This window comes from Candidatus Binatus sp. (assembly GCF_036567905.1).
Classification (GTDB): Bacteria; Desulfobacterota; Binatia; order Binatales; family Binataceae; genus Binatus.
The window spans coordinates 1-14781 of the sequence record NZ_DATCTO010000097.1 but is presented as its reverse complement, the minus strand read 5'-3'; the positions used below and the strand labels follow the sequence as shown (position 1 = coordinate 14781).

At 61.9% G+C, this 14781-nt stretch carries 14 protein-coding genes and 1 tRNA gene; 7 read left to right on the top strand and 8 right to left on the bottom strand.

Going from position 1 to position 14781, the window contains the following annotated elements; all coding sequences use genetic code 11:
• Positions 1 to 2 precede the first annotated feature (2 nt).
• The 6 genes from typA to VIO10_RS15015 form a co-directional block, all read right to left on the bottom strand.
• On the bottom strand, positions 3 to 1850 hold the full coding sequence (gene typA, locus VIO10_RS15040) for a translational GTPase TypA (protein WP_331966030.1): 1848 nt from the start codon (positions 1848 to 1850) through the stop codon (positions 3 to 5).
• A 122-nt stretch (positions 1851 to 1972) separates the two neighbouring features.
• A complete protein-coding gene (locus tag VIO10_RS15035; RefSeq protein ID WP_331966027.1) occupies positions 1973 to 2521 on the bottom strand; it encodes a DUF2939 domain-containing protein in 549 nt (182 codons plus the stop codon).
• 43 nt (positions 2522 to 2564) lie between these two features.
• Entirely contained in the window at positions 2565 to 3308 is a 744-nt protein-coding gene (gene pgl / locus VIO10_RS15030; protein WP_331966024.1) for a 6-phosphogluconolactonase, read from the bottom strand.
• A gap of 82 nt (positions 3309 to 3390) precedes the next feature.
• Entirely contained in the window at positions 3391 to 5421 is a 2031-nt protein-coding gene (tkt, locus tag VIO10_RS15025; protein ID WP_331966021.1) for a transketolase, read from the bottom strand.
• Positions 5422 to 5568: 147 nt separating this feature from the next.
• Complete coding sequence (locus VIO10_RS15020) at positions 5569 to 5937, bottom strand: hypothetical protein (RefSeq protein ID WP_331966018.1); 369 nt, start codon at positions 5935 to 5937, stop codon at positions 5569 to 5571.
• A 99-nt stretch (positions 5938 to 6036) separates the two neighbouring features.
• Positions 6037 to 6483, bottom strand: coding sequence for a DoxX family protein (locus VIO10_RS15015; protein WP_331966061.1), 447 nt, complete (start codon positions 6481 to 6483; stop codon positions 6037 to 6039).
• 158 nt (positions 6484 to 6641) lie between these two features.
• Between VIO10_RS15015 and VIO10_RS15010 the strand changes: the two genes are divergently transcribed.
• The 6 genes from VIO10_RS15010 (at position 6642) to VIO10_RS14985 (ending at position 12893) form a co-directional block, all read left to right on the top strand.
• Entirely contained in the window at positions 6642 to 6950 is a 309-nt protein-coding gene (locus VIO10_RS15010; RefSeq protein WP_331966015.1) for a PadR family transcriptional regulator, read from the top strand.
• 209 nt (positions 6951 to 7159) lie between these two features.
• Complete coding sequence (gene fabF, locus VIO10_RS15005) at positions 7160 to 8416, top strand: beta-ketoacyl-ACP synthase II (RefSeq protein WP_331966012.1); 1257 nt, start codon at positions 7160 to 7162, stop codon at positions 8414 to 8416.
• Positions 8417 to 8426: 10 nt separating this feature from the next.
• Positions 8427 to 9404 (top strand): beta-ketoacyl-ACP synthase III, encoded by a 978-nt coding sequence (locus VIO10_RS15000; RefSeq protein WP_331966009.1) that lies wholly within the window; start codon positions 8427 to 8429, stop codon positions 9402 to 9404.
• A gap of 26 nt (positions 9405 to 9430) precedes the next feature.
• Complete coding sequence (locus tag VIO10_RS14995; RefSeq protein WP_331966005.1) at positions 9431 to 10396, top strand: ArsA family ATPase; 966 nt, start codon at positions 9431 to 9433, stop codon at positions 10394 to 10396.
• A gap of 58 nt (positions 10397 to 10454) precedes the next feature.
• The gene (locus VIO10_RS14990) at positions 10455 to 12392 is read left to right on the top strand and encodes a methylmalonyl-CoA mutase family protein (RefSeq protein WP_331966001.1); all 1938 of its coding nucleotides are present in this window, start codon (positions 10455 to 10457) and stop codon (positions 12390 to 12392) included.
• A gap of 15 nt (positions 12393 to 12407) precedes the next feature.
• The gene (locus VIO10_RS14985; protein WP_331965998.1) at positions 12408 to 12893 is read left to right on the top strand and encodes a hypothetical protein; all 486 of its coding nucleotides are present in this window, start codon (positions 12408 to 12410) and stop codon (positions 12891 to 12893) included.
• 44 nt (positions 12894 to 12937) lie between these two features.
• Here VIO10_RS14985 and VIO10_RS14980 read toward each other — a convergent pair whose 3' ends face one another.
• Both VIO10_RS14980 and VIO10_RS14975 read right to left on the bottom strand, forming a co-directional pair.
• Entirely contained in the window at positions 12938 to 13888 is a 951-nt protein-coding gene (locus VIO10_RS14980) for a hypothetical protein (protein ID WP_331965995.1), read from the bottom strand.
• 140 nt (positions 13889 to 14028) lie between these two features.
• Positions 14029 to 14104, bottom strand: a tRNA-Cys gene (locus VIO10_RS14975).
• Positions 14105 to 14256: 152 nt separating this feature from the next.
• Here VIO10_RS14975 and VIO10_RS14970 point away from each other — a divergent pair.
• Positions 14257 to 14673 carry a hypothetical protein gene (locus tag VIO10_RS14970; protein WP_331965992.1) on the top strand — a complete coding sequence of 139 codons (417 nt, stop codon included), beginning with the start codon at positions 14257 to 14259 and terminating at the stop codon, positions 14671 to 14673.
• The last annotated feature ends 108 nt before the right edge of the window (positions 14674 to 14781 follow it).

Genomic DNA, 14781 nt, shown 5'->3' with positions numbered 1-14781 from the left:
GGTCAGTTGCTTTCGGCCATCTCCGCCGGCGGCCCGTCGATGTATCCCGCACGATGCTTGTTCCTGAGCCCCGTCTTGAGCACGCGGTTGCGCAGTCGCACCGACTTCGGCGTGACCTCGACCAGCTCTTCCTCGTCGATCCATTCCAGCGCCGCATCCAGCGTCGGAATGCGCGCCGGCGAAAGCCGAATCGCTTCATCGTGGCCCGACGCGCGCATGTTGCTGAGCTTTTTCTCACGGCAGACGTTGACCGGCAAGTTTATCTCACGGGCATACTCGCCGACGATCATCCCTTCGTAAACCGGCTCGCCGGGTCCGACGAAGAATATCCCGCGCTCCTGCAAATGAAAGATCGCGTAAGCCGTGGTGACGCCCTCGCGATCGGAAATCATCGCCCCGTTGGCGCGCGAGCGAATCGTTCCCGACCACGGCGCGTAGCCGTTGAACAACGTGTTCATCAGGCCGTTGCCGCGGGTATTTTCGAGAAATCGGCCGCGAAACCCGATCAGGCCGCGCGCGGGAATGTCGTATTCCAGCCTCACGCGGCTGCTCGCATGGGTAACCATCGTGCGCATCTTGCCCTTGCGCGCCGAGAGCATCTGCGTGACCACGCCGATACATTCCGCCGGGATGTCGATCACCAGCATCTCCATCGGCTCGAGTATCTCGCCGCCGGCCTGCTTGGTGATGACGGTGGGCTTCGAGACCTGCATCTCGTAGCCTTCGCGGCGCATGGTCTCGACGATCACCGCGAGCTGCAATTCGCCGCGGCCCATCACCCGCCAGGCGTCAGGCGTCAGTTGCTCGACCCGAGTGCTGACGTTGCGCCGCGCTTCGAATTCGATTCGTTCGCCCAGCTTCCGCGAGGTGACAAAATCTCCTTCGCGGCCCGCCCACGGAGAATTGTTCACCGAGAAAGTCATCGCCACGGTCGGCTCGTCGATGCGAATAGGCGGCAGCGGACGCGGGTTCTCGAGGTCGGCGATCGTTTCACCGATCGCGATGTCCTCGATGCCCGCCACGATCACTATCTCGCCCGCGCGGGCGGTTTCACGCTCGACGCGCGTGAGCCCCTGCCATCCATAGATGTGCGCGACCTTGCAGACCACGGTCTTGCCGTCGCGTCGGCACAGCGAATAGTTCTGCGACGCCGTCATCGAGCCGGCGATGATCCTGCCGACCGCGAGGCGGCCGACGTAATCGTCGTAGTCGATATTATTGACCTGGAATTGCAGCGTCGCTTCGGGATCGACTTCGGGGCCGGGCAGGTGCGCGACGATCGCGTCGAACAGCGGCACCAGGTTTTCGCTCGGGTCGTCGAGCCTGAGCGATGCGGTGCCGGCGCGCGCCTGCGTATAGAGCACCGGGAAATCGAGCTGGCTTTCGTTCGCGCCGAGGTCGATGAACAGATCGTACACCTCGTCGAGGACCTCGGGCGCGCGCGCGTCGGCGCGATCGATCTTGTTGATGCAGAGGATCGCGGGCAGCTTCGACTCGAGCGCCTTCTTGAGCACGAACCGCGTCTGCGGCAGCGGCCCCTCGCACGCATCGACCAGCAGCAACACGCCGTCCACCATTGACAGCGTGCGCTCGACCTCGCCGCCGAAATCCGAGTGGCCCGGAGTATCGACGATGTTGATCCGCGTTTCACCCCACAGGATCGAGGTGTTCTTGGCCATGATCGTGATGCCGCGTTCGCGTTCGAGCGCGTTGGAATCCATCACGCGATCGATCACCTGCTCGTTGGCGCGGAAAACGCCCGACTGCCGCAGCATCGCATCGACCAAAGTGGTTTTACCGTGATCGACGTGGGCGACGATGGCTAAATTTCTTATGTCTGGACGTCTCATTTTGCGCCGGATGCTAAAGCGCGGCCGAGCCTCATAGGTTCGCCCGCGTGTGAACTCTATTGTACCTGTCGCTGGGAGCAGAGTAAACGCAGGCGCGCCGAAACATTCCCGTAACCCGCCCGCTAAGGCGCGTCGATATGCTTCTGTTGGTCGTGCTGGAGCTTTTGCAGCAGTTGCTCGATGTTTTTGATTTCGGTAACGCGCCAGGCGCCGTCCTCACCGCGCGCCATGTGGATTTCCCACTCCTGCCCCTTGTTGTCCTTGAAGTCCGTGAACGCCGTGTCGCCGTTTCGATGCAAAAGCACGATCGAGGCCGCCACCGCCGCGCCGGGCATCTGCACCTCGCGCGCACCGTCATCGACTTTCTTGACCGCCCACGCCCGCGTTATCTGCGCCATCGGCTTGGCAAAAAGATCGATCGCCGCGTTCCCGATCATCGCGCTTAGCGGGTCGCTGCCGCCCTGCTTGCTCACCATCTCGTGACCCGCGCGCTTCACGACGCTTTCAAAATCGACGTATCGGGAAGCGCCGTCGCCGTCGCGCGCGTCGATCGCCTGCTTCATCCGGAGCACGGCCCAGCTCGGAGTCTGCGGCAGGTAAAACAAAGCCCAGCCGGCGACTGCGGCAACGATCAGAACCGCGGTGAAGTGGCGCAATACGAATCGAAACATCGCGTCTATCCTTTGATGCCACCCGGCACGCGGCCTGCCTGATTCAGCGCGGCGAAAGCAGACTGGCGGCGGCTTTGTCGAGCAGCCAAATGACCTCGCCGTCCTGTGGCGCAACGATCTGCGCGGGGAACTTGTCCGGGTCGCGCGGCCCTTCCAGGACATCTTTCACCGCCGCCGCCTTGCCCTGCCCCGCCACCAGGAACATCACGCGCTGCGCATTGTTGATCACCGGCGGCGTGATCGTGAGGCGGCCCCGCGGCTCGGCGTCAACCTCCACGGCGACCACCAGGCGCTGCGTTTCGTGAATCGCAGGATCGCCCGGAAACAGCGATGCAGTATGGCGATTGTCACCCAGCCCGAGCATCACGAGGTCGAAGCGCGGGAACTCACCGGCGCCGAGGCCGAACCGTTTTCGCAATTCATCTTCGTAAGCGGCAGCCGCCGACGCCGGCGGGTCTTCGCCGCGCATCCGATGCACCTGATCGGGCCGCAGCGCGAGCTTGCTCAGCATCGTGCGATTCGCCATCGCGTAATTGCTCTCGGCGTGATCGGGCGGGACGCATCGTTCGTCGCCCCAGAAAAATTGCACTTCCTTCCAATCGACGCTCAGATGGAACCGCGTCGCCAGCAAATCGTAGGTGGCGGCGGGCGTCGAACCGCCCGAGAGACAGAGCGTGAACTCGCCGTGGGTGCAGATCGCCTCGCCGGTGATATGCGCCGTCTCTTCGGCGGCACGGACGTAGAGTTCCTGCGCGTCGTTCAGAATGATTAATTTCGGTTGAGGCATACCAGTCCGTCAGGCAATGGAGTCGAGATCGCAAAGTTAGCCGATGACGCCGGGTCCGCGCCAGATCGTTCTCTCTCGCCCGCTAGCGCGCGAGCAATTTCAGCGCGTGCTTGACGACGTTGTCCACGGTGAAGCCGAAATGCTTCATCACTTCTTCGTATTTGCCCGACGCGCCGAAAGTCGTCATCCCGATAATCTCGCCGTCGAGTCCGACCCATCGGTACCATGACATCGGCGCGCCCGCTTCGACCGCGAGCCGGCGCCGAATGCCCGGCGGCAGTACCGAGTCGCGATAGGCCTGGTCCTGCTGCTCGAAAATATTCTCGCTGGGCATGCTCACCACGCGCACCGACTTGCCCTTCTCTTCAAGCTTCGCTTTCGCATCGACCACCAGCGACAGTTCCGACCCCGACGCAATCAGAATGATCTCCGGCGGCCGTCCGGCGCTCTCCGTCAGCACGTACGCGCCGCGCCGGGCGCCGCTGGCGGGCGCCATCTTCGTGCGATCGAGCGTCGGAACCTTCTGGCGCGAGAGCGCGAGCAGAACCGGGCCATGCGTGTGAGTCATGACGGTGCGCCAGGCCTCGACCGCCTCGTTCGCATCGCCGGGGCGAATCACGGTGAGATGCGGAATCGCGCGCAGCGACGACAGATGCTCGATCGGTTCATGAGTCGGGCCGTCCTCGCCCACGCCGATTGAATCATGGGTAAAGACGAACACCACCTGGAGTTCCATCATTGCCGCCAGCCGAATCGACGGCCGTGCGTAGTCGGTAAAGCACAGGAAGCTCGAGCCGTAGGGGATGAACCCGCCGTGCAGCGCGAGGCCGTTGAGGATCGCGCACATGCCGTGCTCGCGGATTCCGAAATGCGGATTGCGGCCTTCGAAATGCCCGCGCTCGAAATCGCCGCCGTCCTTGACGTCGGTGAAGGTGGACTCGTTCAAGTCGGCGGAGCCGCCGAACAGATTCCAGACTTTTTTCCCGATCGCCGCCTCGGCCTGCGCGGCTGACACCCGGGTCGCGAGAGAATCCTTGGGCGTGAAGACCGGCAGCTCGGCGTCCCATCCGTTGGGTAGATCTTTCGCCAGCGCCGCCTGGAATTCGGCGGCCTCGGCGGAATTTTTTTTGGAGTATGCCCCGAACTTTGCGTTCCACGCCCGCTCGAGATCCTCGCCACGCTCGACGCATTCGTGGAAATGCGCCAGCACATCGTCGGGAACAAAGAATGGCGGCTCGGTCGGATATCCGTAGAATTCCTTGGTCAGCTTCACCTCTTCGACGCCGAGCGGATTGCTGTGCGCGGCCGAGGTCCCCTGCTTATGCGGGCTGCCGTAGCCGATGATCGAGCGGACCCGGATCAGCGACGGCCGGCTCCTCTCCTTGATTCCATTTTCGATCGCCTTGGACAGCGCCGCGAGATCGTTCGCATCCTCGACGACCTGGGTATGCCATTTGTAAGCGTCGAAGCGTTTGCACACGTCCTCGTCGAAGCTGAGCTCGGTGTGGCCGTCGATGGTCACGTGGTTGTCGTCGTAGATATAGACGATGTTGCCCAGCCCGAGATGACCCGCGATCGACGCCGCCTCGCTGGCGACACCTTCCATCAAGTCGCCATCGCTGCAAATGCCGAAGATGCGATGATCGAACAGCCCCGATTTGTCGCGCTCGAAGCGCGCTTCGAGATGCTTCGCCGCCATCGCCATTCCAACCCCGTTGCCGAAGCCCTGGCCGAGCGGGCCGGTGGTCGTCTCGACGCCTTCGATCGCGCCGTACTCGGGATGTCCGGGCGTTTTGCTTCCGAGCTGGCGAAATTGCTTGATGTCGTCGAGCGAAACGTCGTAGCCAGTGAGATAGAGCAGGCTGTAGAGGAGCATCGAGCCGTGGCCGGCCGACAGCACAAATCGATCGCGCCCGAACCACTCTGGATTTCTCGGGTTGTGGCGCATGAACCGCGTGTAGAGCAGATAGCCCACCGGCGCCATCGCCATCGGCAATCCGCAGTGCCCGGAGTTCGCCTTTTGGACCGCGTCGATCGTCAGCACGCGAATCGCGTTGATACAGGTTTGGTCCAGGCCGGGCCGGTTCACTTTGCTATCCGCTGCACTCGCCAAGATGTCACCACCGCGTGGTTTTGGGGCGGTCGCCAAATCCGCCGGTTTTGGTTTTCGGTTTTTCACTTTTTTGCTTTTTTTCTTTAGTGGCGGACGTTGTCAAATCCGCCTGCGGGACACGCGCGGACGACAATTGCGCGGCCACGGTCACCAGTCTTTTTTGTCGTCGTCCTTGGTGTCGCCGGCTTTGCGGCGCATCACGTCCACCACGGTTTTCGCGTCACCCTTGTCACCGGCGCCGAGCGCGGCGGTGAATCGTTCCGCGATAAACCGCATCATCGCGCCCTCTTCCGGATCGAGCGTGCTGCCGAGATTGGCCAGCCGTTCCATCGCGGTGCGAATCGCGGCGATCGAGCCGGCCATATCGCCGCGCGCGCGGCATGCGAGCGCGTCGCGCAGGCCCTCGCGCACGCCGGCAATCGCGGGCCGGGCGCGCTCGCCGATCACAATCTCGAGTTCGCCGAGATTCTGCGCGAGTTTTGTGAACGGATCGTCTGCGGGATTGCTAGGCGGCACCGCTGGATTGTTTCATCGGTTCAAGTTTGGATGCAAGGCCGGCGTATCGCGACAAACGCAATCGCCCGCGGCGGGCGGATCGCGGATTCTCGACCACGGCTAACTTGCTTCGTGCGGGGTTTCTTCCCGCAACCACGCGTCGAGAGACCATGAGCCGGCTCCAGCACTGATTAGGAAAAGCAAACTCATCGTCATCGCGAAGTCCGTCCGTGCGTCGCTTACCATGAACCAGAAGCCCTGGCCGGAGTGGAACAGTTCCGGGATTTTGGTCGTCGCGATCGCCGTCAGGATTACGATCAGGAGTGGAACGCTGGCGACGCTCGTGAACAGACCGAACAAGACCAGCAGGCCGCAAGCAATCTCGAAGGTTCCCACGAAATGCGCCGTGTATCCGGGGTACGGAAATCCGAGTTTGGCAAACCGAAGAACACCCATGTGAGGGTCGATGTATTTGAGGATGCCCTGGGTCAAAAAGATCAGCCCCACAGCCACTCGAATGAAAATCACGCTCCCGGCATTCCGGCTGGAAACCAAAAACTTGTTCATGGTCACTCCAGATACCGTCCACACCTGCATCAGCTATTCGTGCAAATGACTCCTGCGCGGCGGCGGAGAGCGCCGACAGTCTGGCAAGTCCGGCGCGCCGGACTTGCGCTCTCTGCCTGGCATTGTTAGCTTAATTCGATATCGAAAGACGATAGTACATGGCGGCATCCAACGCAATCTATTCGGGTCTGATCCGGCTGCACATCCTTCACCATGCGTCGAAAGAGCCGATCTTCGGCTTGGGGATTATCGAGGAGCTGGGACGCCATGGTTACCGGCTGAGCGCTGGGACCCTGTATCCCCTGCTGCATGGATTGGAACGCGAAGGCTATCTGCGCTCTTTTGAGAAAAGGAACGGCCGGCATGCCCGCCGTCTCTACAAAGCAACTCCAAAGGGCCGCCAAGCGTTGCGCGAGGCGAAGAGCAGGGTCCGCGAGTTGTTCGCCGAACTGTTCGAAGATGAGTGAGGACTCCCTGCTCCCGCCACCAGGGACTGCCGCCGGCACGGCAACCCGCGCTATCGCCGCAATCTTGCCGCGGTCGCGCCCGAACGGCTGGCGCGTTCCATCTGCCGGAATTTCCAACTGATGCACTCCCCGCGAGCCCGGATTCTCGACCGGCGCTGTCTTCTGGTAGATTATTAAGCCGCGAACTCGATGGAGGATGAGGGGGTCTGATGAGACCGATGCTTGAGCGCCGCGTGGTGGTCACCGGAGTAGGATTGGTGACTCCGCTCGGAGTCGGAGTGGACAAGAACTGGGAAGCCCTGATGGCGGGGCGGTCCGGTATTGGGCTGATTACGCGCTTTGACGCCTCGGGATTTCCCACCCGGATAGCAGGCGAGGTGAAGGATTTTAATCCGGAAGACTGGATCGAAAAGCGCGACGTCAAAAAAATGGACCCCTTCATCCAATATGCTGTCGCATCGGCCGAGCAGGCGATGCGACAGTCGGGGCTCAAGATCACCGAAGACAACGCCGACCAGGTCGGCGTGTTGATCGGCGTCGGCATCGGCGGCCTGTGCACCATCGAGGAGTACCATAAGGTCTTCATGGAGACCGGGCTGCGTCACATTACGCCGTTCTTCATCCCCAAGCTGATCGGCAACCTTGCGCCGGGCCAAATCTCGATTCGTTACGGAGCGCGCGGCGTCAATTTTACGACTACCAGCGCCTGCGCGTCGGGCAGCCATGCGATCGGCGAGGCCTACCGGATGATCAGGCTCGGCTATCTCGACGCCGCGATCACGGGCGGCTCGGAGGCGGCAATCACCTCGCTCGGGGTGGGCGGATTCGCCGCGATGCGCGCGCTTTCGACCCACAACGAAGTGCCGGAGAAGGCCAGCCGTCCATTCGACAAGCAGCGCGACGGATTCGTGATGGCGGAAGGATCGGCGGCGCTGATCCTCGAGGAACGCGACGCCGCCATCGCGCGCGGCGCCGGGATCATAGCCGAGGTCTGCGGTTACGCCGCCAACAGCGACGCCTACCACATCACCTCTCCCGCGCCCGAGGGGCGCGGCGCGGCCAAGTGCATGCGGATGTGCCTCGAAGACAGCGATCTCGATCCCAACGAGGTCGATTATATCAACGCCCATGGCACTTCGACCGAGCAAGGCGATATCGCCGAGACTCAAGCGGTAAAGCGCGTCTTCGGCGAGCGCGCCGCGAAAGTTGCGATTAGTTCGACCAAATCGATGACCGGGCACACCCTCGGCGCGGCCGGCGCGATCGAGTCGGTGTACACGGTCCTCGCCATCAATCGCGGGATGATGCCGCCGACCATCAACCAGGAATTTCCCGACCCCGAATGCGACCTCGATTACGTGCCCAACAAGGCGCGCCCCGCCACCATCCGGATCGCGCTCAACAATTCATTCGGGTTTGGCGGCACCAACACGACGCTGGCGTTCAGGGCCGCCGTCCAGAGCTGACCGGTTCATCATGGGTTCAAGAATTATCGCCACCGGACGGGCCGTCCCGCGCACCGCTCTGACCAACCAGGATCTCGAGCGCTACATGGACACCTCCGACCAATGGATACGGTCGCGCACCGGAATCGGCAGTCGCTACGCGATGCGCCAGGGCGAGTCGCTGGCGGAGATCGCCACCGACGCCAGCCGCACGGCGCTCGAGCGGGCGGGCGTCAAGCCGGGCGCGCTCGACGCGATCATAGTCGGCACGGTTTCCTCGGAGTACGCGTTTCCGTCGCTGGCGTGCCAGATTCAGATGGGTTTGGGCATTTCCTCGATGCCGGCCTTCGACGTCGCCGCCGCCTGCTCGGGCTTCGTCTATGCGCTTCAAGTCGCGGACGCACAGATGCGCGCCGGCGACTTCAAGCGCGTACTGGTGGTGGGCGCCGACGCGCTCTCGACGATGGTTGATTGGAGCGATCGCCGGACCGCGGTGCTGTTTGGCGACGGCGCCGGCGCGTGCGTCATGGTCACTGAAGCGGGAAATCGCGGAGTGCTGTCGAGCCTGCTGCGCTCCGCCGGCGAGCATTGGAACCTGCTCTCGGTCCGCTCGACTGGAACCCGCAGCACGATTGATTCTGAAGTGCGGCGATGCGCCGGTGACGCGATTCAGATGAAAGGCCCCGAGCTTTTCAAGATAGCCGTCAAGAGCATGGAAGAAATCAGCCGGCTGGTGGCCGAGCGCGCCGGCGTCAAGCTCGAAGAAATCGACCTGTTCGTGCCGCATCAGGCCAACATGCGAATTATTTCCGCGGTCGCCGAGCGACTCGGGATGCCGCCGGAAAAAGTCTTCACCAACATCGATCGTTACGGCAACACCTCCGCCGCGTCCGTGCCAATCGCGCTCGACGAGGCTCTCCAGCAGGGGCGAATTCACGACGGCAATATCGTGATGCTGAACGCATGCGGCGGCGGCCTCACCTGGGGAGCGAATCTGATCCGCTGGTAACCCCTGGCTGGTTCCGCTTCCCTCAAATGCTAAACGAAATCCTCGCACGACGCGTGTTGACCGTGCTCGGCAAGGGCGGAGTCGGCAAAACTACCGTCAGCGCCGCGCTCGCCAAGCTCGCCGCAATGTCGGGCGCGCGCGCACTGATTATGGAATGCGACGCGCGGGCGCCGTTGGCCGCGACCTTCGGCGTGGCGCCGTCGTTCATGCCCACGGAGGTCGCGCCCAATCTCGCGCTGATGACGCTCGACGGGCGCGCCGCGCTCGAGGAATATCTCCGGCTGGTGGTGCCGGGGAGGATGCTGCTGAAAGCGGTGTTCGCCAGCCGCCTCTATCAATTTTTCGTTCAAGCGGCGCCGGGGCTGCGCGAACTGATGATGCTCGGAAAGGTTTACTATGAAGCCGGGCGGACCGACGCCAAGCTGCCCGGCCGCAGCATTATAATCGTCGATGCGCCCGCCAGCGGCCAGGCGATGAGCCTGCTCAAGATGCCGACCGCGGCGCGCTCGACATTCGGCGACAGCGTGGTCGGGGTGGAAGCCGGCAACATTTCGCGGATGATGCGGGACCGGCGCAGTAGCGCAATCATCCAGGTCACGACCGCGGACAGTCTTTCGATATCGGAGACTATCGAGACTCACGCCAGTTTGAGCCGCATTCATCTCGCCCCGGCCGCCGTCCTTTTTAATCGAACGCCGCGATCCGGCTTCGACGCCGATGACATAGCGGCGCTGAAGAACCGCCGCGGACCCCATTTTCGAAAAAAAGACCTCGAGCATCTCGCCGAGCTGGCCAGGTCGGAGCTCAGTCGCGCGGCGGACGCGCGCAAGGCGATCGCAAAAATCCGGGTCGAGACCGGCGGTCCGGTGCTCGAAATCGCCGAGCACGGCGGTCTCTCGGGAATCGATCTCATCGATCGCATCGCCGCCGAGCTTGCCCTTGCCCGCAGTCGTGAAAATGAACCCGCGGCCGGCGCCACGCATCGGCGCTGACCGCGGGCAGCCGGAAAGCGGCTGGAATCACGCCGCTTCGACAACTAACCTTGAGTCGATGCCCGACCGCGGAAAAAAAGCGCGCGAACTCCGTGAACCATGGATCATCCGCACCTACGCGGGCTTCGGCGACGCGCGCCAGGCCAACGAGCGCTTCCTGGCAAACTTGAAGCAGGGCCAGCGCGGCCTTTCAATCGCGTTCGATCTGCCCACTCAAAACGGCTACGACCCCGACGCTCCGGTCGCGCGCGGCGAAGTCGGTGAGGCCGGCGTCTCGATTTGCCACTGGAACGACATGGAGCGGCTGTTCGAGGGAATCCCGCTTCAGTCAATCAATACCTCGATGACGATCAACGCGACCGCGCCGTTCATCCTGGCGCTTTACCTGGTCGTCGCGGAAAAGCACGGCGTGCCGTGGACTGAACTGCGCGGCACGACGCAGAACGATCTGCTCAAGGAATTCGTCGCGCGCGGGACCTCGATTTTTCACCCGGAGTTGTCGTTTCGCCTTTCCACCGGGTTGATTCGATTCACCGTCGAGCGCGTGCCCAACTGGAATCCGATCAACTGTTGCGGTTACCACTACATGGAGAGCGGCGCCGGTCCCGCCGAGGAAATCGGCTACGCCTTCGGCAACGCGCTGCTGATTCTCGACGCGATCCGCCCCAAGCTCGACCCGGCCGCGTTCGAGCAGACCGTCCGCCGCATTTCATTTTTTATCAACAGCGGCATCGAGCTGGTCCCCGAGATCTGCAAGATTCGCGCGTACTTCAAACTCTGGCGGGAGCTTTGCTCTTCCGAGTACGGCGTCGATAACGTCGCCTTTCGCGCCGGATGCCAGGTGCGCTCGCTCACGCTGACCGAGCCGCAGCCCGAAGTTAATATCATCCGCATTGCCTACGAGGCGCTCCCGGTCGTGATTTCGGCCGACGCGCGCGTCAACGCGCTCCAGTTGCCTGGCTTTCGCGAGGCGCTCGCCATCCCCGACCAATCCGAGCAGACGCTCAGCTTGCGCACGCAGCAGGTGCTGATGCACGAGACGGGACTCGCAGCCTATGGCGATATTTTCGAGGGCAGCAAGGTTATCGAGCAGCTTACCGCCGAGACCGCGGCCCGCGCGCGTGAAATCGCGATCCGGCTGCGCGCGGCCGGCTACTCGCGCGCCATTTCAATAGTCAGCGGCGAACTGACGCGTCAACTTGCGGAGCGTTACCGGAAAGTCGAGTCGGGCGAGATCGTGCAAATCGGCGTCAACGCATTCACCGGCGAAATCGGACTCACGCCCCCGTCCAAAGATAATGCGGATCACGCGGCGGATGCGCTCAAGGAAAAAGAACGCATCGAGTCGATAATAAAATGGCGCGCGGCGCGCGACCAGACCGCCGTGGCCAAAGCCCGCGAGGCGCTCGAACGCGCCGCCGCAAGTAACAACGACAGCGACCGCCGACTCGTCGAGGCGACTATCGAGCTCGCCCGCGCCGGCGGCACCGTCGGCGAATGGACCGATTCGCTGGTGCGCGTCAGCCGTGGCCGCTACACGCCGCCGATTCTCGAAACCGGCGTCAGCGTCGGCACGCTCAAGGTCCCGGTCGCGCCACGCAAAATCCGCATCGCGCTCGGCAAGGCGGGCCTCGACGGACATATCAACGCGATAAAACTGCTCGCGCATGCCTGCATGCAAGCCGGGATGGAAGTAGTCCTTGCGGGATTCAAGCAGACGCCGGAGCAGATGGTTGCCACCGCGCTCGAGGAAGACGTCGACGTGCTCGCGATCTCGAGCCTCGCGGGCGCCCACATGTCCATCGCGCGGGAGACGCTCGCGCTGCTGAAAAATCGCGGCGCGAGCGACGTGTCACTCGTGATGGGCGGAATAATCCCGCAAGCCGATCGCAAAGCGCTGCTGGAGCTTGGCGTCAAGGCGGTCTTCACGCCCAAGGACTCCGACCTCGGCGAGATCGTCGGCCGCATCATCGCGATCGCGGGCCGGCAAAAGTGAAAGGGTGAAAAAGGCATGAAGATTTCGAGAGTCGGACGCTACGTTTCGATCGCCGCGGCGGCGATTGCGACGCTGATCGCAAGCCCCGCCCTTGCGGCGGAGGCGCGGCCGTGGCTATGCCGCGACAAGCCGGTGTTCTCGTACGATCGCTCGATGGAGTATCAGGTGAGTGCGCGGCCCGGGCGGCAATGGCAGATTTTCTTCATGCAGTACTCGCCCGACGCGGCGCACGACGGCTTCGACATCGTCAACTCGCGCGTTCTCTCGTCGCGCGGCGATCCGGCGGCGGGCAATCTCGCGGCGGGCAGATATTTCACGGTCGCTCTTTACCGCGGATCCGGCGGCCATTGGATATGTCCCGGCTACACCCACGACGACCCCGATCCAAAACTAGGCGAAGTGAGTAATCTCTGCTACGGCGAAGACGGCCCGCCCTGCCTGGTCAAGCTACAGGTAAAACCCGACCATCACCTGGCTCTGCCGTCCTCCCCCGCCCCCTAGGAACCGTATGGCCTCGGGCAGATAACTGGAGGCGGCGATCGGATTCACCAGCACGCCACCGGCACGCTTTTGTTGTCTACGACCCTGAAAAAGGTGAGGTGGGAATGCGAATCCAACACCCAGCCAAAGACCCGCCACCGAGTACCTCTGCGTTTCAGATTGATGGTTATCGAATCCTCCGGTGGCTCTCCGCTTAGCCAAAATTTGTAATTGGCGTCCCAAGTATTAACTCTCGTATAGTCGAAACTCTCGCCACCGGGGCGGAACTGGGGCTGCGCTCGGAGTGTTTGAATCGCGGAATCGGTCTGTACAAAGTCCTCGGCGAGTTTGGCCGCAGGGGAGGCTACCTCCACGCTTTTGTCGTCCGCTACCGTAAAGAAAGATACGTGGGAATGCGATTCCAACTCCCAGCAGCACACGCTCCACTGAGCACCTTTGCGATCCAGATGGACAATTATCAGATCCCCCGGTTGACCTGTGCTTACCCGAAATTTGTAAGAGACGTGCCACGCGCCGCTCTGATACGTGAAACTCCCGCCGAACTGGCGGTGCGGTCGGAATTTCTGAACAGTGGAATCGGTCTCTACAAAGTTATCGGCGAGTTTAGCCGAAAGGCTTCCCCCAATAAGATGCACGACGATCTCGCCGCTCACAAACGGAACGATGAAAATAAGCGCAATGATCAAACTCCTGCGGCCAGCCCTTCGCCACCACGGCGCGCTAAACCATGCGATCGGTGGATGCCGCTGGTACCAGCCCCGAACCCACCTCAGATAGAGAAATGGCACCGCGACCAGAGCCGCCGAAAAAAGGAATCCATAATTTGACCATGACCGGCTCGGCGCTGGGCACCAAGACCTCACTCTTGCGGCATGGATGACCCCGTAGACATTCAGTGCCACCAAGCCCCATGCGACGAAGCTGATCAGCAACAGATTAAATCGTCGCCAGCGTGTCAGCACCGTCGACGCCGCTGCATTTGACGCGTAACTCATCGCGCGCCGAACCTATCAAATTTACGTTCGAACATCAGGAGGTCTTATTTTAACCGGCCCCTTTCGAGCGCAAGCGCGTGCCAGCACTCCGCGGCCCGCCCTAAGCTGATGAAAAAAACGTTTGTAAGAGAAAAAATAACTGGAGGCGGCGATCGGATTCGAACCGATGCATGGAGGTTTTGCAGACCTCTCCCTTAACCACTTGGGTACGCCGCCCCGCGCTCAATCTTCGTCGCGACCGAACCCAATCAATTATCACGCGCGCGAAAGCCCATCAATTGTGCCTCCGCTCCGGGTACTGTCTGAATTAAGACACTGAGGGCGGGAAATTAAGACACCCTGATTTTAGGGCATCTTGAGGTTTTGTTATGAGCGGCTTAAAAATGGGCTGGCTTGGGGACCGCATGAGCGAAGCCGACATTACCATTGCCTACGACGGCAAGGCAGTTCAATCGGGATCGATGGACGTGCGCGAACTTGCGCCCGCATTGCTCGCGCTCGGTGAATTGTGCCAAGAGGCCAACCGCGTAACTAACGGCGATCGTGCTCAAGTTTCGGTTAATGTCAAATCCGATTTTGAGCAAGGTTCTTTCGTCGTCAATTTGACGGTCATTCAAAGTCTCGCTTCACAGGCGAAGAACCTTCTCCTTGGAGATGATGTTAAAGCGGCTAAGGCGCTTCTTGATCTCCTTGGTTTATCTGGCGCTACGGGCGGCATTTATGGATTGATTCGATTGGTGAAGTGGTTGCGGGTGGCCTGCTCCCCAATTTCCCGCCAATCATAAGTAGAGTCCGCCGGTTTTTTCGCCCTCCTCGGGCGGTTGCGTTTCCCGTCTTTTTAACGCTGCGAACTCGGCTGGCGTCAAGGCGCCGAGACTGCCGTGCGGTCGCAT